This is a genomic window from Pseudoalteromonas sp. KS88, from assembly GCF_004766475.1.
Classification (GTDB): Bacteria; Pseudomonadota; Gammaproteobacteria; order Enterobacterales; family Alteromonadaceae; genus Pseudoalteromonas.
Genome location: NZ_PYHV01000017.1, coordinates 85,567 through 107,844 on the forward strand (window position 1 = coordinate 85,567; position 22,278 = coordinate 107,844).

At 37.9% G+C, this 22,278-nt stretch carries 19 protein-coding genes; 9 read left to right on the forward strand and 10 right to left on the reverse strand.

Features of this window, described 5'->3' with window-relative positions; translation table 11 throughout:
* Window positions 1-437: 437 nt before the first annotated feature.
* The 5 genes from C7Y70_RS11070 (at window position 438) to gloA (ending at window position 5,871) form a co-directional block, all read left to right on the forward strand.
* The gene (locus tag C7Y70_RS11070) at window positions 438-2,348 is read left to right on the forward strand and encodes an aminotransferase class V-fold PLP-dependent enzyme (RefSeq protein ID WP_135474971.1); all 1,911 of its coding nucleotides are present in this window, start codon (window positions 438-440) and stop codon (window positions 2,346-2,348) included.
* A gap of 140 nt (window positions 2,349-2,488) precedes the next feature.
* Window positions 2,489-3,262: a MipA/OmpV family protein gene (locus tag C7Y70_RS11075; RefSeq protein WP_135474972.1), complete on the forward strand. Its 774-nt coding sequence runs from the start codon at window positions 2,489-2,491 to the stop codon at window positions 3,260-3,262.
* 213 nt (window positions 3,263-3,475) lie between these two features.
* Window positions 3,476-4,189 carry a transporter substrate-binding domain-containing protein gene (locus C7Y70_RS11080; RefSeq protein WP_135474973.1) on the forward strand — a complete coding sequence of 238 codons (714 nt, stop codon included), beginning with the start codon at window positions 3,476-3,478 and terminating at the stop codon, window positions 4,187-4,189.
* A gap of 194 nt (window positions 4,190-4,383) precedes the next feature.
* Window positions 4,384-5,415 carry a serine hydrolase domain-containing protein gene (locus C7Y70_RS11085; RefSeq protein ID WP_135474974.1) on the forward strand — a complete coding sequence of 344 codons (1,032 nt, stop codon included), beginning with the start codon at window positions 4,384-4,386 and terminating at the stop codon, window positions 5,413-5,415.
* A gap of 54 nt (window positions 5,416-5,469) precedes the next feature.
* Window positions 5,470-5,871, forward strand: a complete 402-nt coding sequence (gene gloA, locus C7Y70_RS11090; RefSeq protein WP_010388396.1) for a lactoylglutathione lyase — start codon at window positions 5,470-5,472, stop codon at window positions 5,869-5,871.
* A gap of 89 nt (window positions 5,872-5,960) precedes the next feature.
* Here the strand turns inward: gloA and C7Y70_RS11095 are convergent, their stop codons facing one another.
* Window positions 5,961-6,227 carry a DksA/TraR family C4-type zinc finger protein gene (locus C7Y70_RS11095; protein WP_135474975.1) on the reverse strand — a complete coding sequence of 89 codons (267 nt, stop codon included), beginning with the start codon at window positions 6,225-6,227 and terminating at the stop codon, window positions 5,961-5,963.
* 317 nt (window positions 6,228-6,544) lie between these two features.
* The gene (locus C7Y70_RS11100; protein WP_135474976.1) at window positions 6,545-7,177 is read right to left on the reverse strand and encodes a GNAT family N-acetyltransferase; all 633 of its coding nucleotides are present in this window, start codon (window positions 7,175-7,177) and stop codon (window positions 6,545-6,547) included.
* A 367-nt stretch (window positions 7,178-7,544) separates the two neighbouring features.
* On the opposite strand from C7Y70_RS11100, the gene C7Y70_RS11105 reads away from it, so the two are divergent.
* The gene (locus C7Y70_RS11105) at window positions 7,545-7,811 is read left to right on the forward strand and encodes a hypothetical protein (protein WP_099295856.1); all 267 of its coding nucleotides are present in this window, start codon (window positions 7,545-7,547) and stop codon (window positions 7,809-7,811) included.
* Window positions 7,812-7,823: 12 nt separating this feature from the next.
* Window positions 7,824-8,597 carry a Zn-ribbon-containing protein gene (locus C7Y70_RS11110; protein ID WP_135474977.1) on the forward strand — a complete coding sequence of 258 codons (774 nt, stop codon included), beginning with the start codon at window positions 7,824-7,826 and terminating at the stop codon, window positions 8,595-8,597.
* 39 nt (window positions 8,598-8,636) lie between these two features.
* Here C7Y70_RS11110 and syd read toward each other — a convergent pair whose 3' ends face one another.
* Window positions 8,637-9,176 (reverse strand): SecY-interacting protein, encoded by a 540-nt coding sequence (syd, locus tag C7Y70_RS11115; RefSeq protein WP_135474978.1) that lies wholly within the window; start codon window positions 9,174-9,176, stop codon window positions 8,637-8,639.
* 59 nt (window positions 9,177-9,235) lie between these two features.
* Here syd and queF point away from each other — a divergent pair, with 59 nt between their 5' ends.
* Window positions 9,236-10,081: an NADPH-dependent 7-cyano-7-deazaguanine reductase QueF gene (queF, locus tag C7Y70_RS11120; RefSeq protein ID WP_099295859.1), complete on the forward strand. Its 846-nt coding sequence runs from the start codon at window positions 9,236-9,238 to the stop codon at window positions 10,079-10,081.
* Between the two features lie 33 nt (window positions 10,082-10,114).
* On the opposite strand, the gene C7Y70_RS11125 is transcribed toward queF, so the two are convergent.
* Genes C7Y70_RS11125 through C7Y70_RS11140 form a run of 4 tightly spaced genes read right to left on the reverse strand, consistent with a single transcriptional unit; the run spans window position 10,115 to window position 17,272 of the window.
* Window positions 10,115-10,984, reverse strand: a complete 870-nt coding sequence (locus tag C7Y70_RS11125; protein WP_135474979.1) for a peptidylprolyl isomerase — start codon at window positions 10,982-10,984, stop codon at window positions 10,115-10,117.
* Window positions 10,985-11,013: 29 nt separating this feature from the next.
* Complete coding sequence (locus tag C7Y70_RS11130) at window positions 11,014-11,808, reverse strand: transporter substrate-binding domain-containing protein (protein WP_135474980.1); 795 nt, start codon at window positions 11,806-11,808, stop codon at window positions 11,014-11,016.
* Window positions 11,809-11,849: 41 nt separating this feature from the next.
* On the reverse strand, window positions 11,850-15,548 hold the full coding sequence (locus C7Y70_RS11135) for a translocation/assembly module TamB domain-containing protein (protein WP_135474981.1): 3,699 nt from the start codon (window positions 15,546-15,548) through the stop codon (window positions 11,850-11,852).
* Window positions 15,548-17,272, reverse strand: a complete 1,725-nt coding sequence (locus tag C7Y70_RS11140) for an autotransporter assembly complex family protein (protein WP_099295863.1) — start codon at window positions 17,270-17,272, stop codon at window positions 15,548-15,550. The genes C7Y70_RS11135 and C7Y70_RS11140 overlap by 1 nt, the downstream gene beginning before the upstream one ends.
* A 162-nt stretch (window positions 17,273-17,434) precedes the next feature.
* Here C7Y70_RS11140 and C7Y70_RS11145 point away from each other — a divergent pair, with 162 nt between their 5' ends.
* On the forward strand, window positions 17,435-17,761 hold the full coding sequence (locus C7Y70_RS11145; protein WP_099295864.1) for a ribonuclease E inhibitor RraB: 327 nt from the start codon (window positions 17,435-17,437) through the stop codon (window positions 17,759-17,761).
* A 30-nt stretch (window positions 17,762-17,791) separates the two neighbouring features.
* Here C7Y70_RS11145 and C7Y70_RS11150 read toward each other — a convergent pair whose 3' ends face one another.
* The 3 genes from C7Y70_RS11150 to C7Y70_RS11160 form a co-directional block, all read right to left on the reverse strand.
* Window positions 17,792-19,546 carry a DEAD/DEAH box helicase gene (locus C7Y70_RS11150; protein ID WP_135474982.1) on the reverse strand — a complete coding sequence of 585 codons (1,755 nt, stop codon included), beginning with the start codon at window positions 19,544-19,546 and terminating at the stop codon, window positions 17,792-17,794.
* A gap of 64 nt (window positions 19,547-19,610) precedes the next feature.
* Complete coding sequence (locus C7Y70_RS11155; RefSeq protein ID WP_099295866.1) at window positions 19,611-19,913, reverse strand: H-NS family nucleoid-associated regulatory protein; 303 nt, start codon at window positions 19,911-19,913, stop codon at window positions 19,611-19,613.
* Window positions 19,914-20,002: 89 nt separating this feature from the next.
* Window positions 20,003-22,018: a response regulator gene (locus C7Y70_RS11160; protein WP_135474983.1), complete on the reverse strand. Its 2,016-nt coding sequence runs from the start codon at window positions 22,016-22,018 to the stop codon at window positions 20,003-20,005.
* Between the last annotated feature and the right edge of the window lie 260 nt (window positions 22,019-22,278).

The window sequence follows — 22,278 nt, forward strand, 5'->3', positions numbered from 1 at the left end:
CAAACTTGAGGTAAACTTCACTTTCTAGTTTTAAAATCTTATGTCTAATCGACCATTACCTAAGACGACCTTATTAACCGTGTATCAAACCGTACCAAGTTTGCTTTGGTAAAAATGTGGGTGTGCTAAAACTCGAAAAGTTTTTCTAAAGAGTTTAAAGTTGATGCGCACCACAGGTTAAAAGTAAACAAGCGCTACGTGTATAACGCCCGTATACCTATATGTGGCAGCTGTATTAATGAAGACTTGTATGAGTTCAAGGATAGAACAGAGTAAACTCATCTTTCAATCTCTGGAAAATCAATTTAAATACATGTTCTTTATACTGATAGGTTTTTTTAAGAGCAATTATTAAAACATTTTCAAGCTATTAATTTCACAAGTGTCAATGCTTTGGTTATGCTACTGAGTATTATAAAATTTAATTGCGACACCCAATGTTACCTTTACTTCGAATATTGCTGATAGAGCAAGAGCCAACCACTTTAAAAGAGCTTTCTGCGAATCTTTCCAAAACAATTGCTAATTTTGAGCGAGATGATATTCAAATCGATATCATTGAAAGCCTTGAACTAAAACACGCGTTAGGTTGTGTTGAAGAAGATGGTGATATTCAGGCTGTCGTACTTAGTTGGGATGTACACAACAAGGTCGGTGAACGCACTTATAGTCGATTTATTGAACAATTGAAGGCTATTCGTTTAGAATTGCCGGTATACGTTATCGGCGACGATACTAATGGGCTGGAAATTGTAAACGAATCAGAAGAAATCGAGTCTTTCTTTTTTAAAGATGAAGTGATTTCAGACCCTGAAGCTATTTTAGGGTATATGATCAACGACTTTGATGACCGGTCGGAAACGCCATTTTGGACAGCGTATCGTCGTTATGTGGGTGAATCAAACGACTCGTGGCATACACCGGGTCACAGTGGTGGTTCTAGCTTTAGAAACTCACCTTACATCAAAGATTTTTACCAATTTTATGGTCGCAATGTTTTCGTTGGCGATTTGTCTGTATCCGTTGATTCATTAGGTTCATTATCCGACAGCACCAACACAATTGGCCGTGCCCAAGAGTCCGCTGCGGCTACATTTGAAGTAAAGCATACTTACTTTGTTACCAATGGGTCATCAACTTCAAATAAAATCATCTTGCAGACATTACTACGCAAGGGTGACAAAGTGATCATCGACCGCAACTGTCATAAATCTGTGCATTATGGCATTTTGCAGTCAGCCAGCTTCCCTATTTATTTATCGAGTGTGTTAAACCCTAAATATGGCATTTTTGCACCACCGTCATTGGCCGATATTAAACAAGCGATTGAACAAAATACCGACGCAAAACTATTGGTACTCACGGGCTGCACATACGATGGTTTATTGAGTGATCTAAAACAAGTCGTGGAGTTTGCCCACCAGCATGGCATTAAAGTGTTTATCGACGAAGCGTGGTTTGCCTATTCATTATTCCACCCTAGTTTGCGCTATTACTCCGCTATTCATGCCGGTGCAGATTATGTCACTCACTCTGCACATAAAGTAGTGTCGGCGTTTTCTCAGGCGTCTTATATTCATGTAAACGATCCCGATTTTGATGCTGATTTCTTTAGAGAGATTTACAGTATTTACGCCAGCACATCGCCTAAGTATCAGTTAATCGCATCGCTTGATGTATGCCAAAAGCAGTTGGAGATGGAAGGCTATAAGTTACTTAATGCTTTGTTAAACCACGTAGAAGAATTTAAACAACAGATGGCGTCACTCAAGCATATTAAAGTGTTAGGTAAGCAAGACTTTATGAACATATTCCCACACTTTAGTGGTGACAACATGGGTCATGATCCGTTGAAAATTCTCATCGATATTAGTCAGTTGCCTTATTCATTAAAAGATATTCATAAATTTTTGCTGGATGAAATAGGCCTCGAAATAGAAAAGTACACGCACAGTACTATTTTGGTATTGCTGACACTAGGCGGCACACGTTCGAAGATTATTCGTTTATATAATGCATTGAAAAAGCTCGACAGTGGTAAAGTGAAGTTGGCAACATCGACCAGGCGCTCTCGCTTACCAGAGAGTTTACCCGCAATAGATCTGGCGTGTATTCCAAGTGACGCTTTTTATGGCGAGCGTGAGTCAGTACCCATTAGCAAAAGCAACAATCGCATTTGTGCAGGGCTAGTCACCCCCTACCCGCCAGGTATTCCGCTTTTAGTTCCTGGTCAGCATATCACTGAGGAGCATATAGAATATCTAAAAGAGTTAGCTGGGCAAGGGTTGACGATTCAAGGCAGTTTCGACGGCGAGATTTATGTTTTAAAGGCCAAGTCAAACAAATAAATCACCTCAATTATTCCAGCAGCAATGTCTGTTTCATTGCTGCTGCGTCTATAGCAGTTTAATTTTTAGAGTAAAAAGTAAGCTAAAAAATCGTTTGGTACGTAAGGTATAACAATAAAAAATTTTTTATGAAATTTACAATGTACAAAAATATTAGTTTATTTACTTTTGGGACTCTAGCCCTGTGCCTTACTACACCCGTTCTCGCTGATGATCGAGGAGAAGTACGACAACGTCTAGAACCAAAAGGTTTTTTATATGGCTTTGGCTTAGGTGTTAAGCAAGAACTTTATAAAGGATATGACCGACGGATTATTCCTTTACCAATATTAGGGTATAGAGGTGATAGGCTCTCTGTATTGGGCCCTTTTGTTAGCTATGATGTATTGAACCAAGATGGGATTAAGTTATCAGCTCAGGCGTCACCTCGATTTCAAGGTTTTGATAGCTCAGACAGCGATGTTTTTATTGGAATGGATGAAAGAGACTTTTCATTTGATGCTGGTTTGGGAGTTAAGTATGAGCGTAATGATTGGAATGTAGGTTTATCGTCTATGTTTGACGTACTTAATAAATCCAATGGCTACGAGCTAAAAGCATCACTTGGGCGTGCATTTAAAAGCGGTCCTATTTTTTATGAGCCTACAATTTCAGTTAGTTATCTTGATGCTAATCATGTGAATTATTACTATGGCGTGAGAGATTATGAGACAACAACGTTAAGACCGGCTTATAAAGCTGACAGCGCTTTAAACACGACGATCGGTTTTTCAGTTGCGACACCAATATTCTTTGACGGATTCACTCGTTTAAGTGTTGATTATACATTAAGTGATTCAAGTATAACTGACAGCCCACTGGTTGATACTGACAATAGTTTGTCACTACGCTTATTGTTCTCGCGCTTTTTTTAAGCGTGAGTGCTAAAAATTCACTTTAGGAGTAACCTTGTTACCCTAAGGTTTCACCTGATTTTGCACTAAGCAGTCATTAAAACAGAGTTTTAGCTTTGGCAATGTCAAACTAAGTTAACCGTTAATTATATTATTCATCATGTTTGCGTTATTGGGAATTTATGTAATTATTGAACAACGGTTCCGTTACTCTTAAAGGTGCTCACAATTATCATGAATCGCTTATATTTGATTGCAATGTTGTTCTTCTTTAATCCGGCGGCTTTTGCAACTAATGATTCGCGCTCTTTAACGTGGGGATATGTAAATTTTGCACCCTACCATTACAGTGAAAACGAAAATGTAGCAGGGGTTATTGCGCAACAAGTTAAGTACATATTTAATGATGCAAATTTAACATATTCCGCCGTAGAACTGCCCAATAAAAGAGCTAAGTTATACATCACACAAGGTAGAGTCGATTTTTCTACAGTAATCGAAAGCTTTATTTCTACGCCTAATAATTTTTTGAAAAGTAACTTGCCAATCTACCGGATTGTATTAGGAGCTGTATGTTTAGATGATTCACTAAGCATAAAAAAATTAAATGATCTAAAGCAACTCAGGTTAATTTTATTGTCTGGGTATACCTATGGCACACAAAAACAAATTAATGAGAAAAGCGGCTATAATATAGAGCTTCACGCGCAAAATCATGATAGTGCAGTAAAGGCACTTAAATACAAAAGAGCTGATTGTGTTTTGGGTTATGAATCACCGACTCGCGTTGAACAAGCAAAACATCCTGATTTAAAGCTGACATTCTATAAAATTGATGAGTTTCCCGTCTATTTATATTTAAATAAACAGGTAAAGAATGCTCCACATATTATGGATACAATTAACCAGCATATAAACCGTCAAATAACCCCACCAGCGTTACTTTAAAAGCGTAATATATAAAGTACTCACTATGAGTTGATATTTTATAAATATTCTTTTATGTTCGAGTACCTTCATACATATATCCAAAGTTAATATTTGCAGTTGAATGGGTAACTCAACCTAGATACGTGCTTTAAATCAGACAACATACACTTTTTCGAGTATGTAAATCTAACCAAACTCAGTGAAAAATCGCCATGAATAAATTAAAAAGTAAAAAAGCAATTACACTCATGCGTATAGCTGCTGCCGTTGTTACTATTATGAGTATTTACTTTTTCGCGCCATGGAAGTTTGCAGTGTATTACTTCTACCCATTGCCTACTTCAATTGAACAACAGGCAGCGCAGGCTGTAGAGCAAGGTTTGGATGGCATCATTGTTTACGTTCATAAGCAAGGTGAAAAACCTCAACTTTATGCCCAAGGTTGGCATAATAGGCAACTTGCCATCCCAGCTTATCCATCTGCACTATTTAAAATAGGCAGTATCCGAAAGCTTTATGACTCAGCGGCTTTAACTAAGCTTGCAGCCATTGGACGTATTGATATAGATAAAACACTGGCTGACTATCTTCCATCATTAATTGGGCGCATTGAAAACGCAGATAAAATTACATTGCGAATGATGGTAAAGCACAGAAGTGGCATACCCAATTACACAGACACCGATAATTTTGATTGGTCAATCACCTACCCTGATCCACTTGCATTAGTGCTCGATGAACCCGCGGACTTTAGCCCTAATGCTGATTATGGCTATTCTAATACTAATTATTTGTTGCTGCGAAAAATTATGTCTAACGTACTGGGTTATGATCACAACCAATATATTAAAGATGAAATTTTAACGCCACTGGGCCTAACGAACACGTTTTCATCAGTGCATGAAATAAATTTAGTAGATTTGATGAGTGGTTACTACGTAGGTTATGAGAATGATTTTAAAGCACTCGATCAAGGCTATGTTGCAACCGCACAAGATATAGGCGACTTTCTTATTGCTTTAAACAAAGGCACTTTTTTCGACAAACAAGAGCAAGCTTTGTATACATCGCTTTATAAGTATGAACACACGGGTTGGGTATTAGGGTATTCAAGCATTGCTCGTTATTATAAGGATATCGATACAGTCGTTGTACAGTTTATAAATACTAATGGCGATGATACTGTGATGCTCACAGAAATAATTTATAATCGGATTATTGATATTTTAACAGCGCAGCAGTAGTCGTTACAAAATAGCTGCGTTATCAAAATTTATGAGAATTTTAAGAGGGTTTTAATGCGTTTACTACACACCATGTTACGGGTTGCTGATCTAGATAAATCAATTGCGTTTTATACTCAAGTGCTCGGTATGAAAGAGTTACGCCGTGCTGATAACGAAGAGTACCGCTACACCCTCGCCTTTGTAGGATACGGTGATGAAACTGACACGACAGTACTTGAACTGACCTATAACTGGGATACCGACAGCTACGATTTAGGTAATGCCTATGGTCATATCGCCATTGAGTTTGATGATATTTATAAAGCCTGTGAAGATATTAAGGGCGCTGGTGGTAACGTTAGCCGTGAACCAGGCCCAGTAAAAGGTGGCACAACAGAAATTGCGTTTGTAAAAGATCCAGATGGCTACTCAATTGAACTTATTCAGAAAAAAGAGAATATGAATAAATTTTAGTAAATTTATTTAATAGGTTTACTAACCCCTTTTTAATTATCTAAGCTCAACTCTGATACGATATTAAAAAAGGTGCTGTGTGCACCTTTTTATCGTAACTGACTGTCTTTACTGCCACGCCGATTAAGCCCTTTAGAAAGCGCGCTTTTACCCTCTAAACCAGCTTGGCAGCTTACACAATACTTAACCCCTGGTAACGCAATTCTTCGCGCCTGTGGTATTGGTTCATCACATTCTTCACATAGCTCGGCACTGGCTCCAGAAACTAAATTACTTCTAGCATACTGCACAGCGTCATTAACGCTTGCGTCAATTTGTTCTTGAATTGCACCATCGCGTGCCCATCCACTTGCCATAAATCCTCCTAATAAAGTTGGATATTCGGGTTAAGGCTAACAAATGGAATGTTTATAATTACTGAATATAAATAGTCCTAAATAACAAACTTAACAATGTGGCTTGCATAAAAGTATGACAATTAAAACAACTTGCAATGAGAAAGCCGCTGAAGAATTATATCTTTAAAGCCATACGTTACTCATTTTTTGATTTTCACTTATCACAAGGTAAATATAAAATCGTGTTATAACTTTCTCATCATACAAATCAAAGCCTGCTAGCTTTTATAACAAATCTGTAATTGTGGCAGATAAGCTTTTCTAAAAAACAATTGTTACTTAAACAGTAACTCTCCCTCAACGTTATTAAATGTTAGTTTTTTTAGCTTTTCAAACCCTTCCGTTTGGAAAAAATTAATGTGCTGTTCTTGGGTCACAAATACAGCCATGCCTGTTGCCTGAGCATTACTTTTTACTAAATCATCAAGGCCACGTAATAAATAGCGACCAAGCCCCTCTCCTTGAAAATGAGGGTCAACGGCAATAAAGGCTAAAAAATAGTAATTCCCTTGCTGTTTGAGTGCATCACGAATGGTTTGTTCTTTTTCAATCAATTGGTTTGTCTGTAAGTAACCCGCGCTTAACATCAATTTTAAACGCCAGTGCCAATACCGCTGTGCCTGCAGTTGGCTACTTGATTCAAATACACACGCGACAGCTTTAAGCCTGTTATTCTTGTACAAACCAATGAGCGGTTGTTTTTCCTGCCAAAATGTACTTAGCTCTTCACGTATCAACGCTCGTAATTTTTTTTCATAGGCTGCCAACTCATCTTCTGAGTAGTTAAGCATTTTCTGCAGTATTGGATCATCATGGTACGCTTGATAAATTAAACTTGCTGCAATACTAATGTCTTCAGCAGCAATATACTGTACGTTATATACATCGTCTGGCGTGATAGTTGTCATAAGTTATCCTTACTGTACCAATTTCGTTAAAGCGAACTCTATTTATGAGTGAGATGTTCAAACAGGTATTTATATATTTAAAGTCACCGAATAAAGTGGCTCTATAATAGTTACTTTTTTGCCGTAGGACGCGATCACTCTTTCACTATAATTGGTATTGGCATTATTGATTACTTTTATGTTGTTACTTATAGGTATATTCCGATCTGTAACAAAACGCAAATTCAGCGGGAGTTAAACTGCAAAAGTGCACCATGTTTACGCTTGTGTTGTCATGCTGTCAACATTGAGCACACATAAGTAAATTGATACTATGCACATGCACGCACTACTGCGCCTCATACAAACCTAAGAGTCTTTTAATTACATGAATTCAGTTGTTCTTGATGCTATAAAAGCCCTTCTTGAAGAAGGCAAAACTCCCACTGTTGCATTGACTAAAAATAGGTTAACTCAACCTGTTCCGATGCCGGTTATAATTGCTGCTGTTAGTCAATACAAGAATAACCCTGATTCAATTCATAGCCTGACAAAACAACCTACTGAACAAAACAACCCTTGTGCAGACCAAAAACAACTTGATCGCATTGAAGCTAAACTAGATACATTGTTAGCCTTACTTAACAAAAATTAATTGGACTATGCCATGTTTGTTGTTGATTTAACATTTGACTGCTACCAAGATACGACCCTTGAAAATGCTGAGCAAGCTATAATTCGTTTAGTAAATGCATTGCGCTTTAACGGTCAAATAATGGGGGAAGAATTCCCTACCGTTTTAAAAGATGGTTATTTTATTACTCGGGTAATGTGCCCAACTGATGACGCTATGCATCCGTTAAATCACAGTCCATTTGTCAAACACAGTATTGATAAATTACATGATGCTGGCTTATTGGCACCAAAAGTAAAAGTAATAGGGCAAGATATTCACTCTAACGGCGCTGATGCATGTCATGAACCTTCGTCATATATATTATATACCACGTATGTTCACACATGTAGCCCGCTTTATTGTGGTGATGACTTTTTACCTATTCCGTTATTTAATATTCCAGCCATTGCAAACGGGGATTATAAAACCCTTATTAAATGGCAAGAAGATTGGCAAGCATGCGACCAAATTCAAATTAATGGCGCTACGCGGTGCGAGTTCCCGGCGCTGGATGAAATATCAAACATAGAAAGCGATTTATCTCGGCGTGGAAAAGACATCGCTAGACGTATTAAATTTTTAACTAAAAAACCAGTTTACTACTACTTATACCGAGTAGGTGGGAAAGATAAAGCCTCTGAGTTAGCGCGAAGGTGCCCCAGCTGCGACAGTGATTGGAAGCTACCTGAGCCGTGGTTTGGTTTATTCGATTTTAGGTGTGAACCATGCGGCTTAGTATCTAACATTTCATGGGACTTTCAATAATAAATTTCGCGGAGTGAATGATACTCCGCTAATATTTTTTTAAACTTTAAGTGCTTTTATAAACGTTTCTAGATTTGGAGCTAGTACGTGGTGAGGTTTTTTACCCACGTATTCCAAACACACTTCACCACTTTCAACTAATACTGTAACAAGCAAGTCCTCTTGCTCTGTTAAGCCTATGAACACGCTGGGTTGTTGCTTTAGCTTGCGTTTCATTAATACATGACCGGTGATATTTTGCTGAAGTAAGTCAAAGTCATCGTCACTCCAAGCTTGTAATAACTCTACTTCATGGTCTTCAATTATCGCAACAATGCCGCCACCATAAAAAGAACCATAATAGTCTGAAAGTTCCTCAGGAAACGTTAAATCAAGCGCGCTAGCTAAATCAGTCAATGAGCCTGATTCACTACGACGAACAGCTTGCCACTGGATCTGCCCATGCTCATTGGTTTCACCCACTTCACATGGACTAGGCCAGCTATCATCCTGCTCTATGAGTGGTAATTTGTTGGTTTTCTCTAGGGTGTGTTGTGCAAATTCTTGATGAAGTTGCTCTAACTGGGTAACAATAGACATACTGCGAAACTCATTAGCTTTAGGTATAATGAAGCCATTGTAACTACAAAAGACGCAACATGACAGATTACAGCAACTCACCCGAACTAAAAGGCAGCGTACTTGGCCAATCAACCGAGTATGTAGATACCTATACACCTAGCTTACTTTTTCCTATCGCTCGAAAGCTTAACCGTGATGATTTAAATATCGACGAAGCACAGTTACCTTTTAAAGGACAAGATATATGGACTGGCTACGAAGTATCTTGGCTAAATAATAAAGGAAAACCGATGGTTGGCGTCGCGTTATTTGAGTTTCCTTGTCAAACTAGCCATATCATCGAATCAAAGTCATTTAAACTGTATTTAAATAGTTTCAACCAAACCCGATTTGATTCAGTTGATAAGGTTAAAAGCACATTAAGTAATGATTTATCTGTAGCTGTTGCAATGCCTGTAAAGGTTACTTTGTATAGCCCAGATGAATACAACTGCTTACCTTGCACACCTTTACCTGGTGTGTGCATTGACGATTTAGACATTGAGATCGATAGTTATGACTTAGATGCTCAAAGTCTCAAAAGCGCATCTGATGAGTGTGTGACCGAAACACTTCACAGCCACCTACTAAAATCGAATTGTTTAATCACTTCACAGCCTGATTGGGCAAGTATCATTATTCGCTATTCGGGTGAAAAAATTTGTAAAGAGTCGTTATTGCGGTATTTAATTTCGTTTCGCACTCATAATGAATTTCATGAGCAATGCGTAGAACGTATTTTCTGCGACTTAAATACTCAGCTAAAGCTATCAAATTTAGAAGTCTATGCTCGTTATACTCGCAGAGGTGGCTTAGACATTAACCCATACCGCTCTACAAGTAATAACACAGTGCCATTTAATGTAAAAATAAACCGCCAATAGCTGTTAACTTAAACTAACCCCATGCATTTGGGGTTAGCGGGAAACACGTCGTGTCGGGATAGGCATTGAACATACATCAATGTAACCTGGTGATTCAACAAACCACGCTTCACTGCGATTTTTGCGGGCCTCGATCAGTGCTTTGAACGCAGCGGATTCAGTACGCATTACTTCAAACTGGCTGTCGTCATCTTTGGCGATATCATTTAATACCTGCACATCAGTAATAGGATTAAATGTTTTCCCGTTAGTTGGCAGCCTGTCCAATCGGTTAAAGTACTCCATCCCCTCTAAAACACGACCGAAAACTGTAATATTTCGATCCAAATAACGTTGGCTATTGCCTATTGTGGTGTAAAACTCAGTACCCCCACTATCAGTTTCATTCCCTCTGGCCATGGCAAAAATGCCGTGGCAATGAACTTGCCACGTTTGGGTCTTTGTCTCATTTTGAGCCACCGCAAACCCATTTAAAAAACCAGTAATCGGGGCATAGCCGTCACTTTTATCAAGCTCGGTGATCGTCAGTGGTTTTGGGGTTTTCAAATAAAACTCTGCAGGTATCTTTTTATTGGCTGTTTTTATGAGTTTTTTACCGCTTGCATCACCACCTTGCGCCACAAAGCCTTCAACAAAACGGTATATGTTTAAGCCTTTATAAAAGCCCTCCTTAGCTAAGAGTTTAATGTTCTGAGTGTGATTTGGTGCTAAAAGCGGGTTTAACTCAATATAAGCGTCCCCCATTGGTAACGATACTTTTAGCACATTACTCGGATCAACTTGTCGCCACTGTGATTGTTGTGCTTGCTCAATAATGGCAGCTGCACTGGGCTGCTGAGCATTAATTAAAGGCGAATGAAATAATAAAGAGGTGAAAATAGTAACAAAAAAGTGTCTACGCATGACAAAAGCTTATTAGGTTTTTATATAGGTTATTGCTTTAATTTATTTTTATCAAGCCAATAATGTGCTTTATGGATAGGCGCACTGGGGGGCAATAATGGGTTTTTAAGCTCAATGATACGGCGACTACCTAATTTTGCTTGCTTAATAACCTGTGAAAAATGTTGATTAAATAGCGCTTCAAATGAACCATCATCAATCGCTTTTAATAAACCTGACTCTATTAACTTATGCAGCTTCAAATCATTTTTAGCAACAAAAAAGTACACAGCACTTGGGTATCGAATAGCAATGTATTGATCACCAACAACCTGCTCATTGTGTAAACTTGCAAGGTCGAATATTTCAAAGGGTAAAGCGTCAAAACGGCCACTGGTAAGCATATTAAGTGGGTCTGCTCCTTGCCCATACGTAATAGTCTTTAAATCGTTACTTTGAAAAATAGCAGTATCAGGCCAATCTTGGCGTAAGCCAAATGTAAATGGGCTCAGCTGCCCTGAATGTGTAACATTTGAAAAAAGATCTTGTCTTGTATTTTGTATTAATGCAATGCGATACCCCATCAACCCCTTTACAAGAGGAATTAATATCGCTTTTGCTCTTTTCTCAGACGAAGGGCTGGTGACCGTCCAAAAAACATCAATCCCATCTTGTTCACCTAAAAGGCGTATCGCACGAGTCTGCGATGGGATTTTGTCAATTTCAATTGGTTTGATGGTGATGTCTGATTTACTTAGTACTAATTTAAGCAACTCTGTAATATATGGGTGCCCTCCCGCAGTATAGCGGACTGTTAACGCCTCGGCTGCAGTCATAAATGGCATTAATATGCACCCAATAATTAAGAGTCTATTTACTTTAATAATTATTCATCCCAATCAAATTTATATAATATGTCAATACTTCGAGTTAAGCCATTGGTCGCCTCGACATACAATTGAGAGAGTAGCTGATAGCGAATGGCCACTTCGCTTAACGACTCAAACACCCCTACGCTGTATTTAACTTGGATACCGGGTGCAACATAACCTGAAATTTCAACTTTAGTGTCATCGCCACTGCCTTTTGAACTAAGGCTAACATCCGATAAACCAAAGGTTTCACCTACTTTTGACACCAACCCTTCACTGCGACTCACCCCTTGTGCTAATAATAGTTGAGTTAACATGGCATCTGTTGAACTATCACCTTCATCAAGCGGCTGGCCATTTAAAAGATAAGCTAATGATTGCCCTTGATCCATGGCTGGCTCTGAAAATACTTTTAAAGAAGGTTGTTCAACATTTCCTGTTAGTGTAACCCCCGCTACCACATCATTAGCGGTGTTCTCTGGGTTACGTATCGCTTTTATATTCAAGTAAGGTTTATCAATTGGTCCGCTAAAACCAACTTGACCTTTAGTAATAATTAGATCTTGACCAAAAGCACGATAAGTGCCCTCACGTAAGTTTAGCTCACCGGTAGCAATCATGGGAGTTTGTTGATCCATTTTTATGCTTAAGTCACCGGCAACTTTAGATTCGAGCCCAAACGAATCTATACGAACATCATTTTCTACAATCAATTTTAGATCAATATCATAATCAAATGGCATTGCTTTGGACTGTTCATTTTGCTGATCAATAATAATCTCATCATCACTTACTTGCACAGCCCCTTCAGGTAATTCTTCAATTGTAATTCGCCCATAAGGGACTACAACTTGCCCTGCTAATTTGAATGCACTATCTGCAAGGCTTAATTTTAAATCTGGGGATACTTTAAAAAGCACACCTTGTTGTGCTCTAACATAAAATTGCTCACCGTCTACTGCTAAATTTACCGCTGGTTTTTCTTCTCCCCAATCAATATCGCCCGTAAGGGTTATATTGCCACCTTCACTATCGTTAAGCTTGCCATCTAATGAAGCGGTTGTATTATCAAAGCCGATATCAATATTTGAATCAACCACTGACACTGGGAGCTGTTCACCTTGTATATTTACTTGCGCGATATTGACGTTACCATTTAACAAAGGAGCGGTGATAGAACCACTGAGTGCAATTTGACCGCTAATATCACCTTTAAGTTGTTCTAGGGTACCAATGAAAGGTTGCAAATCAGTCAGTAAAATTTGATCTATGTCTATGTTGCCAGATAATGCCCGACTTGAAGGTAAATCTTGCACTGAAATATCCGCACTTATATCACCTAATAAACTAGAGCTAAGATTTGCTTGAAGCTGACCATTCACGGCGTCAGAGCTCGCCTCAAGTGTCAAAGTTTCAATAGGTAACTGATAACGTTTTTCAGCATCAATGTAGGTTGCTGAGAGCTGATGAGATTGCAATGAAGCTGTGAGCTTACTTAAACTGGCGGCTTGCCACTTTGCCTCTACTAGCCCACTAAAGCCCCCTTTTGTTGTTATGTTATGAGGAAATAAGTGTTTTAACTCAGATAAATCTAAATTATCCAATTTAGCGGCTAAATGCCCCGAGTTATCAACCTGCTTAAGTTTATCAATGCATAGCTTACTATTTTTAGTTTGCCAACAATGCTTATCAACTGAAAAATCGCCCGTATTTGTATCAAAAGTGACTGCTACCTCAGGCATAGCTGTTAACTGTATTGTATTATCAGTCAATAACACATTGCTTAGCTGTCCTTGCCAGACCTTATTAACAACCGCACCTGCTACTTCAAATTCAGCTTTGCCCTCAAGCGCGTCTAATTCAAACTGAGCTCTATGGTCTTTCTTGTCTCCTGTCGCATTTAAACTTAGGCTATTAATATGCTGCCCGCCAAGTTGAGCATCCGTTATCTTGATATTGGCATTCGTTTGCCAGTCAGCAGCATAATTAAAGTCAGATTTAATAAATAACGCTGCAACCGATATGTCAGCGTATGTTAAGTCCTGTAAAGCTAAGTCTAAATTAGCTATTGGTTCTAAACGTCCGCCTCGTATAGCAAGTTTCCCATTTCCTACCCCCGTAAAAGGCAGCTTTTTTTGCTCTGGTTTATCTAAATGCAGCTTTGCATCTATATTCCATTGCTGATCAATATTGCCAGCTAAAGATAATGTGTTTTCACCACTTGTAAGCTCAAATACTTTAATACTTGCATGCAAATTACTGTTTAGATCAAAGTCTGACATAAACTTAAAGTTAACGTCATCAATAAGCCCCGTTAATTGACTCTCTTGCATGGATAGTTGCCAATTATCATTGGCAAACTTGAAAGACCCTGCAAATTGACCAGAAATATCACTGGTGACTACATCAGTTAAGTATTGCGCTTTAAGTTGGTCCAATTGCCCAGAAAATTGACTTGTTAAACCATTATCCCAGCTTGCTGATGCCTCTATCGTGGCGCTGCTTTCATTGGCTGCTAAAGCAAGTTGTTCCACATTTACTTGCGTTAAACCTCCGTTTAGCATCGCATTTAGATTTACTTCAGGGTAGGCACCTAGTTGACTCTTTCCAGTAAGTGTTAACACATAGTCATCTGCGTTACCTTTGCCATTTAAATCAACATTTTCAATCTTTAACGGGTTGCTCTGAGTGTTTAGCTGCCACTGCGCAATATTCGCTTTTAGTGTAAAAGGATAGTTTACTGTTTTTAAATCAGCTTTTATTTTAGCTGACAATGGGTAAAGCCCTTTGATAGTTGTATCAAGTTGAAGGTCAGTTAGATCACCACTGGCGAGTAAAGTTAATTGATTTTCTGTGCTTGCAACTTCAATTTTAGCGCTTAAAGGCGTGCGTCCATTTAGCTCTGCTTTTAACTCACTTGATAGATGCCATTGTAAGTAATCCGCGCTCAGCGTGTGCATTACCAACTGGTCTTTTTGCAGCGAAAGGGCTGTATTTATTTGTTTAATTTTGTGTTGTTGCTCACCTTTGGTTATGTTTACCAAGTTTACTGCTACTTGTTCAATATTTGCAGCTATAGGTGAACTAAATTCAATATCAGGTAGTGGCTCCAATGCGGTTAAAGGCTCCACTGGGGACTCTTCGCTTTGTTTTAATAACACATCAATTTGTTGAATATTCAAAGATTTTAGCGTTACTAAAGAGTCTTTTGCTTTAGCACTTAGTTGAAATTTATGAACCGTTACATCAGCACTAGAATGCGACAAGTTAAAATTCGCTATTGCAACACGTTTGATTGACAAAGCAAAAGGCAAACTAATCTCAGCAGCTTGCTCACCGAGCGTTTCATTTGATAATTCTTCGTCAACAGGTTCAACACTTTCATCCTCAGTTTGAGGATTACCGAGGTTTAAATTAATTGCCTGAGCACTTAAGTTTTCAATACAAATTCCATCGCAATGCCACCAATATAAATCGAGTTTTAACTGCTTTGCTGTAAGGTTTAAACTCGGTGACGTATAGTCAACGTCAAATGCGTCATTATATAAAAAGCGACCATCTTTGATATTTATAGACAGTCCATCAATTAATTTATTTGCTGTATAAGCAATTAATTGGTTTCCTGATGCTGTAAATAGCAAGCAAAATAGTACAACTATCAGTGTACTAACTATGATGGTCAGTGCGGCTGTAATTTTTTTCATTTTTGACATTAAATTTCAGGCCCTATTGTAATGCTTAAACGTGTGCTTTTACTTTCTTTTGTTAGTCCCCAAGCATGATCAACCCTGACAGGCCCAACCGGCGTGAGGTAGCGAAAGCCAAATCCTGCGCCCACTTCAACTCGGTCTGAAAAGTCATTCGTTGCCGTACCACTATCAATAAATAGCGCTAACCGCCAACTTTGTGCAAATTGATAATTGTACTCAATAGTACCTGACAATAAGTATTTACCACCAATTAAGCGCCCTTCTTCATCCTCTGGCGATATTGACTCGTAAGCAAAACCTCGTACGCTTTGATCACCACCTGCGTAAAAGCGAAGAGATAAAGGCACATTATTAATGTCATCAACATACATAGCCCCTAAATTTGCTTTTAAAAACAGTAAATGCTTGTCCAAATATGTGCGTAACCATGCATTTTTAAATTGTACTCGCATAATATTGGTTGTTGAAAATGCATCTTCTAAACCAAACTCTGCTGAAATAAGCCATTGCTCCCCCCAGTATGGGGTTGTTCCACCTTTAGTTTCTTTTTTGGCATAACTAATACCTGGCATCAACATTTTGGAGCTTTGTTCATCATCTCCAAATCGATACGTTTCATAATCACGGCGAATGAACGCAGTGCGTACCCAGTCGCTCTCAGTCAACCATTGGCGTTGTAATTGCGCGGTAAATATTTCGCTATAAATATCATCCGTTATTTCGTCCTCCAGTTTGTAACCAACCGAATAACGCCATAAGTCATCATTAGGGTCATCAACAGGTACAGTATAACCGAATGATATATCTTGCTGTTTTTCAGCTACGTTTAGATTACTTTCGAGATAATGACCATTTTCTGTGATCCATGGCTTTGACCATTTAAACCTCAGTTTAGGCCCTAAGTCAGTGTCAAAACCACCACCTACTTCGAAGCTGTTTGCAGGCTTATGCAATACATCTACATTTATGGGTACTTGTTGATTTGAACGGTTTGCTATATCAGCATAGACCCGAACACTATTAAAGTAGGGGGTTGTAGAAAGAGAGAGGTTATACTCTGAAACAATTGACGCTTGATATTGCTCCCCCTGCTTAAAGTCAGCAAGTGTGCGAATGTATTTTTCCGCAGGGGTTGGTTCACCTAAAATTAACGCACCGAACTGATATCTTACACCAGTATCGAAAGTTAAAATGACTTCAGCACTATTCGATTTTAGAGAAATCGCTAATTGATGAGTTTGCCACTTAACATCGAAATAACCCAATTCTAGCAATTGGCTTTCAATTTTTTTCCGAGCAGAGTCGTAATGGTTGTGGTTTAAAATATCACCTTGTTTTAGCTTAATTGATTCTACTACATCCATTAGTTGCGGATCAGTATTACCCTCACCGTTTACAGTGATACGAATATCCGCTATCCGTGTTGCAGGACCACGTTCAATCGTTGCGACAATCTCTTGAGACTGTGCAAGATAGTTAAGGTTAATGTTAGGTTTGTAGTAGCCCAACGCCTTCATACTATTCGCCACTTGCTTTTTAGCATGGCTCAATAATGTACTTGTGGCTTTTTCTCCCTCTAGTTGCTTTAAATACAACTCTACATTTTTTTCAAGTTCACCACTAATACCATTGATATCGTAGCTTTTTACAACTTGAGGAGCGGCAACTAAGTTGCACGATATAAAAAAGAATACTGCTGTAATGGGCGCAAATAAACGACTAGGCAAGTAATTTCCTTACTAATAACAAATGAACCTTCAAGAGGCTTAATAATACCACAAGCCAGTACCACGACACATCAACTCAAATGTGAAAATTAGTACGCTTAATTGCTTTATTTTGGTTACAATAGCAATAACGAATTTGAGATAATATTATAGAGCTTCTAAATGCAATTTCCTGATGACGAAAACGGCCAATTACTAACTGAAATAGCTGATGCTGGTATTGATTTAACACAAATGCATAAAATTGATTTTTATATTTTGTTTGAGCAAAAAACTGAAGCCGAACAATTTGCAAAAGCGATTAGTGAAGATGAATTAGCGCCAACAACACAACTTGAGCAGTGCAAAGACACAGGTATCTGGGAAGTGATAACACAAGTGCAAATGGTCCCTGACCACACCTTGCTTGGTCAAACGGAACAATATCTAGAAAGTATTGCTAATGGTCATAAAGGCTACGGCGATGGCTGGGGATTAGAAAGCGAATAACCTTTATTTATATTCAAACCAGTTAAGTAGTTAACGACTTAACTGGTTTGCTTTTCTAAAACTACCTTTGTAATCGAATAGCTTCTCAGCCACTTTCCAACCATATTTTTTGTTTTTACGAGCAATAACAAAGTCAGGCGCAGTTAAATTAAGCTCATCCGCAATTACTTCACTGGCCGTTTTATACTCAATTGGTATACGCCCTTGGGAAGAGCGAACACCGAACTGTTTATTAAATATATAACGTGATCCCAGGTTAGAAAAATCAAATATTTCATCGCAGCTTGCACCATCTTCATCAAAGTAGGTTAATTTAATAACACTGCTATTTGAGTTTAGTGCCTGCACTCTCAAACCGCTGCAACGCAGTACTAATGCATCTTTTAGATTTAACGCTGCGCGTAATTTGTCATCCGGATCAGCAAGTGTAGCATCACACGATTGGCACACTCTCGCAGCAATATCATTTTGAGCACCACATTGTTCACATTCTTTAAATCTAAAACGATAATCACATTGTGCCGATTCTGCTTCGTCTTCTAGCAAGCCTTGACAACGTCGGCCAAAATGCTCGGTGACTTTTCCTTGAGAATCTGTTTTACCCCAAAAAATATTGGCAAACCCACAGCCAGGGCAAAGTACTTGTACAGGTTCATTATCACTGTCGGCTTTTTTATTCCCCACCTCAGGGTAAAATAAGTCAAACCCATTGCCTGCATAATCTATCACTAAGCAATCTAGCTTACCTTCACTTAACCTCAAACCACGCCCAACAATTTGTTGATATAAACTCACTGACTCTGTTGGACGTAATATCGCTATAAAATCCACATGAGGTGCATCAAAACCCGTTGTTAACACTGACACATTTATTAAATACTTTAACCGTTTGGATTTAAAAGAGTGGATTATCTCATCGCGCTTTTGTGCGGGGGTATCACCTGTTATTAATGCACTGTGTTGCTGAGGAAAATAACTTAACACCTCCTGCGCATGGCGGACAGTTGCGGCAAATACCATCACCCCTTTACGCGTTTCACTAAGCGTTAATATATTGCGACAAATAGACTGGGTGGCCCGTGTATTTTCTTTTAATAATGTATTTAAATCATCTTGATTAAATCGGCCAAAACTATCACTTTTTAGTGATGAAAAATCATAATGGCTTAATGCAGCATCAACTTCCTTTGGTGGTGTTAAAAACTGGTTTTTAATCATATATCGAAGTGGTAATTCAAATATGCATTGTTTAAACGGACTGGCCTCACTGCCACGGACAAAACCATGATAATGCTTATGGTATATCCACCCTATTCCTAACCTGTAAGGCGTCGCTGTTAGGCCTAATACTTTAAGCTTTGGATTATTTTCTTTAAGTGTTTTTATTATTTTTAAATACTGACTATTTTCATCATCACTGACACGGTGGCACTCATCAATAATGAGCAAAGAATAATGTTCATTTAATTGTGATAGGTTACGTGATAATGATTGCACACTAGCAAATGTGACTTGATGTGCAAGTGACTTTTGCTTTAACCCTGCTGAAAATATACTCGCTTGAAGTCCATAACTGGAATACTTTTCTGCATTTTGTTCAACTAACTCTTTAACATGTGCTAATACAAGAATTTTTTGTTTGGCAATACGAGCCAGTTCAGCAATTACTAAGCTTTTACCGGCGCCTGTTGGTAATACAATGACTGCTGCATTATCTGTTTTTCTAAAGTGAGCAATGGTTTTTTCAACAGCCTCTTGCTGATAAGGCCTTAATATGTAACTCATCGATACTACTTAAACAAAAAAGCCAATGAATTAATCATTGGCATATTTATAGGCATATTTAATTTTATGCTAAATGATCTGTTAACTCTACACCTTGAAACGCTTTAGGCCGTTTACCACGGCCGGTCCACTCTACGATTTTACCTTCGTGTTCAATTCTGTATTTGGGTAACACTTTAGTGCGCTTATCACCAGCAACTTCTTGAAGATCTTCCAGTGTCAGTCCTTTTTCTTTTAGTAAGTCAAGCACTTCTTGCTTAGCCTGTTGTTGCTCCGTGAACTTAACAATTGCATTATTAATTAATGACTGCGCTTTTTCTAACTCAGATAAACTAGCATTTTTAATAAATGAACGTATTTCTTTCATTTGACTCTCAAAAATAAATAAAGGGTTTAGGGTTTCAACTATAGTCCATTATAAGCATATTATTAATAATAATCTAAGAAGAAACTATTTTAAACTAACCAAGTCAGAACAACCTTATTTATCTGTACAAGGTTATTTACCAATTGATATAACCGATCATCTATACGATTTTCAAGTGTGATGAATGCTTCGCACTCTTCTATTTGCTGTGTAATTGTATTCATTTTAACCATCACTATTGACCCTTTAATGCGATGCAATATTTTCTGGCACATTGGAATATTATTTTCTTCAATCGCCTTTTCCAGCGCTAATATATCTGCTTCTAATGTCTCATTAAAAATACGCGCCATATTAACTGCATCTGCTTCAGAGCCGAAAACCCCCACCCATTGAGATAAGTCTGGAACAATTATTTCATTACAAACTAACGATTCACTATCACGAGGGGCCAGGGTCGATGATTCAACCAAATCAACTAAAGCCTCATACAAATCGCCAATGAGGTACGGTTTGAATAGCACACGATTTATACCAACATTATGAGATAAGACAGATATATCTTTTGAGTTATCTGCTGTAAGGCCGATAATGGGTAAGTCTCTAATCGTTGCTAGCGCGTTTTGACGAATTTGCTTAGCAAGCTCAAAGCCATCAATCACAGGCATTTGACAGTCAGTAATGACGATATCAAATCTCTGTTGATTTAATTTTTCAAGTGCAATTTTACCATTACAAACTATCGTTACATCACACCCTAACTGTTCAAGCTGGTTTTTAATTAGAAATTGATTGACCTGATTATCCTCTGCAATTAACACTTTAAAGTTACAAGGCTGAAAAGGAGCCTTATTTGGCAAAGGTGAATCTGAGTGACAGAACAAGGTGGCGAATTTGACTTTACTAAATTGCGCTAACGGTATTTGAACTATTGATTCTGTATAATAATGAAACTGTTCGCCATTTGCTGCTACAACAATTGCTTTTCCTTTAAAATTAGCAATGTAGTCAAGCCACTTTTGGCCATACTGCTGAACTAAATCGTCCAACATAAACACAATATTAGCCGTATCGTTCAATACGTCATTTATAGAGGGTTGTTGGCATATTTTAAAATTAATTAAGTTGAGAGTAAGACCATCAACTAAAGCCTGATGATATCTGAATAGCAACCATGATTCTTGAGTATTGATATCTCGATCTATCGGTGGAGGCAAATTTTCGTTCGATTGAGCAACAGTATTTACAAGGCCTAAGTCTATAAAAATTCCATGCCATAAACTGCTTTGCGATGGTCCGCTTAATGTGAAATCTCTAATCGCAATAAACTTACATTGGCGTATTTCCCCTTTTGAATTGTAACGAAATGAACACGTCAGTTTATTAGTATCGCTATCAACACTTTTAAAAGCACGAGCTATGTTTACTCTATCTTCATCACAGATAGCGGGCGATATACACCCTGTTATACCTGTTTTATTAATTGAACTGGAGTTCAAGCCAAGCAAGTCTTCCGCCCCAGAAGATAAAGCTCTAAAACGCCCTTCTCCATTAGAGAAATACTCAAACTGACACTGGCCATCTGAGAAATGATTTACAAGCTCAGCATCTTGTTCAAACATCGAAACTTTGAATACGCGATCATTAACAGCTGATTTTATTTCCTTTAAAAAAGTGATAACACCAGCTGTCTTGCCTACATTATTTAAGTAAGGAATTTTGGTGCATTCAAGTTTGATTAGTGACCCTGAGTTATTAGGTACTAATATACAAAAACTTAATGATTGAGAAGTATCCGATACTTCATCATTTATGCAAAACATGTACTGCGCTAAAGAGTTAATTTCATTTAAAGACCCACTCGGTTCATTGCAAAAAACTTTAAACGTATTAAGACATGCTTTATTAAAGTATAAAAGTACATTCTTAGTGTCTTCAATATAGAAATATGGCATAACAGAATTCATCGCATGCATATTATGAACAAACACGTCTTTTCTTATAAACCAATCTTTAATTTTTAAAACTGTTATGGCCAATAAACAAAGCATTGCTACTGCTACTGCTACTGCTACTAGTGCTATTAAATACAAACTATTAATCATAATACAGTCGTTCTCATTGGCTTAGCGCTTACATCTTCACTCAGGTGTTTAATGTAGCACATGATTGTTCCTTATTTATGTTTAAAGTTCTCGTTCAATACTCATAGATTATCATGCTAATGGCTCTTATTTAATTATGATCTATGTTACTTTATTGGGAAAATAAATACAGGTATTAGTCAATAATGAACAATGAAGAAATAGCTAAAAAACTTGAAATTGCATATAACCTTTTTAGAAATGAGGGATCCTCTTTAAAC

What these genes read in the sequence shown, in the direction of transcription:
- C7Y70_RS11070 (WP_135474971.1), top strand. Translation starts at nt 438, where the DNA reads ATGTTACCTTTACTTCGAATATTGCTGATAGAGCAAGAGCCAACCACT.
- C7Y70_RS11075 (WP_135474972.1), top strand. Translation starts at nt 2,489, where the DNA reads ATGTACAAAAATATTAGTTTATTTACTTTTGGGACTCTAGCCCTGTGC.
- C7Y70_RS11080 (WP_135474973.1), top strand. Translation starts at nt 3,476, where the DNA reads ATGAATCGCTTATATTTGATTGCAATGTTGTTCTTCTTTAATCCGGCG.
- C7Y70_RS11085 (WP_135474974.1), top strand. Translation starts at nt 4,384, where the DNA reads ATGAATAAATTAAAAAGTAAAAAAGCAATTACACTCATGCGTATAGCT.
- gloA (WP_010388396.1), top strand. Translation starts at nt 5,470, where the DNA reads ATGCGTTTACTACACACCATGTTACGGGTTGCTGATCTAGATAAATCA.
- C7Y70_RS11095 (WP_135474975.1), bottom strand. Translation starts at nt 6,227, where the DNA reads ATGGCAAGTGGATGGGCACGCGATGGTGCAATTCAAGAACAAATTGAC.
- C7Y70_RS11100 (WP_135474976.1), bottom strand. Translation starts at nt 7,177, where the DNA reads ATGACAACTATCACGCCAGACGATGTATATAACGTACAGTATATTGCT.
- C7Y70_RS11105 (WP_099295856.1), top strand. Translation starts at nt 7,545, where the DNA reads ATGAATTCAGTTGTTCTTGATGCTATAAAAGCCCTTCTTGAAGAAGGC.
- C7Y70_RS11110 (WP_135474977.1), top strand. Translation starts at nt 7,824, where the DNA reads ATGTTTGTTGTTGATTTAACATTTGACTGCTACCAAGATACGACCCTT.
- syd (WP_135474978.1), bottom strand. Translation starts at nt 9,176, where the DNA reads ATGTCTATTGTTACCCAGTTAGAGCAACTTCATCAAGAATTTGCACAA.
- queF (WP_099295859.1), top strand. Translation starts at nt 9,236, where the DNA reads ATGACAGATTACAGCAACTCACCCGAACTAAAAGGCAGCGTACTTGGC.
- C7Y70_RS11125 (WP_135474979.1), bottom strand. Translation starts at nt 10,984, where the DNA reads ATGCGTAGACACTTTTTTGTTACTATTTTCACCTCTTTATTATTTCAT.
- C7Y70_RS11130 (WP_135474980.1), bottom strand. Translation starts at nt 11,808, where the DNA reads ATGCCATTTATGACTGCAGCCGAGGCGTTAACAGTCCGCTATACTGCG.
- C7Y70_RS11135 (WP_135474981.1), bottom strand. Translation starts at nt 15,548, where the DNA reads ATGTCAAAAATGAAAAAAATTACAGCCGCACTGACCATCATAGTTAGT.
- C7Y70_RS11145 (WP_099295864.1), top strand. Translation starts at nt 17,435, where the DNA reads ATGCAATTTCCTGATGACGAAAACGGCCAATTACTAACTGAAATAGCT.
- C7Y70_RS11150 (WP_135474982.1), bottom strand. Translation starts at nt 19,546, where the DNA reads ATGAGTTACATATTAAGGCCTTATCAGCAAGAGGCTGTTGAAAAAACC.
- C7Y70_RS11155 (WP_099295866.1), bottom strand. Translation starts at nt 19,913, where the DNA reads ATGAAAGAAATACGTTCATTTATTAAAAATGCTAGTTTATCTGAGTTA.
- C7Y70_RS11160 (WP_135474983.1), bottom strand. Translation starts at nt 22,018, where the DNA reads ATGATTAATAGTTTGTATTTAATAGCACTAGTAGCAGTAGCAGTAGCA.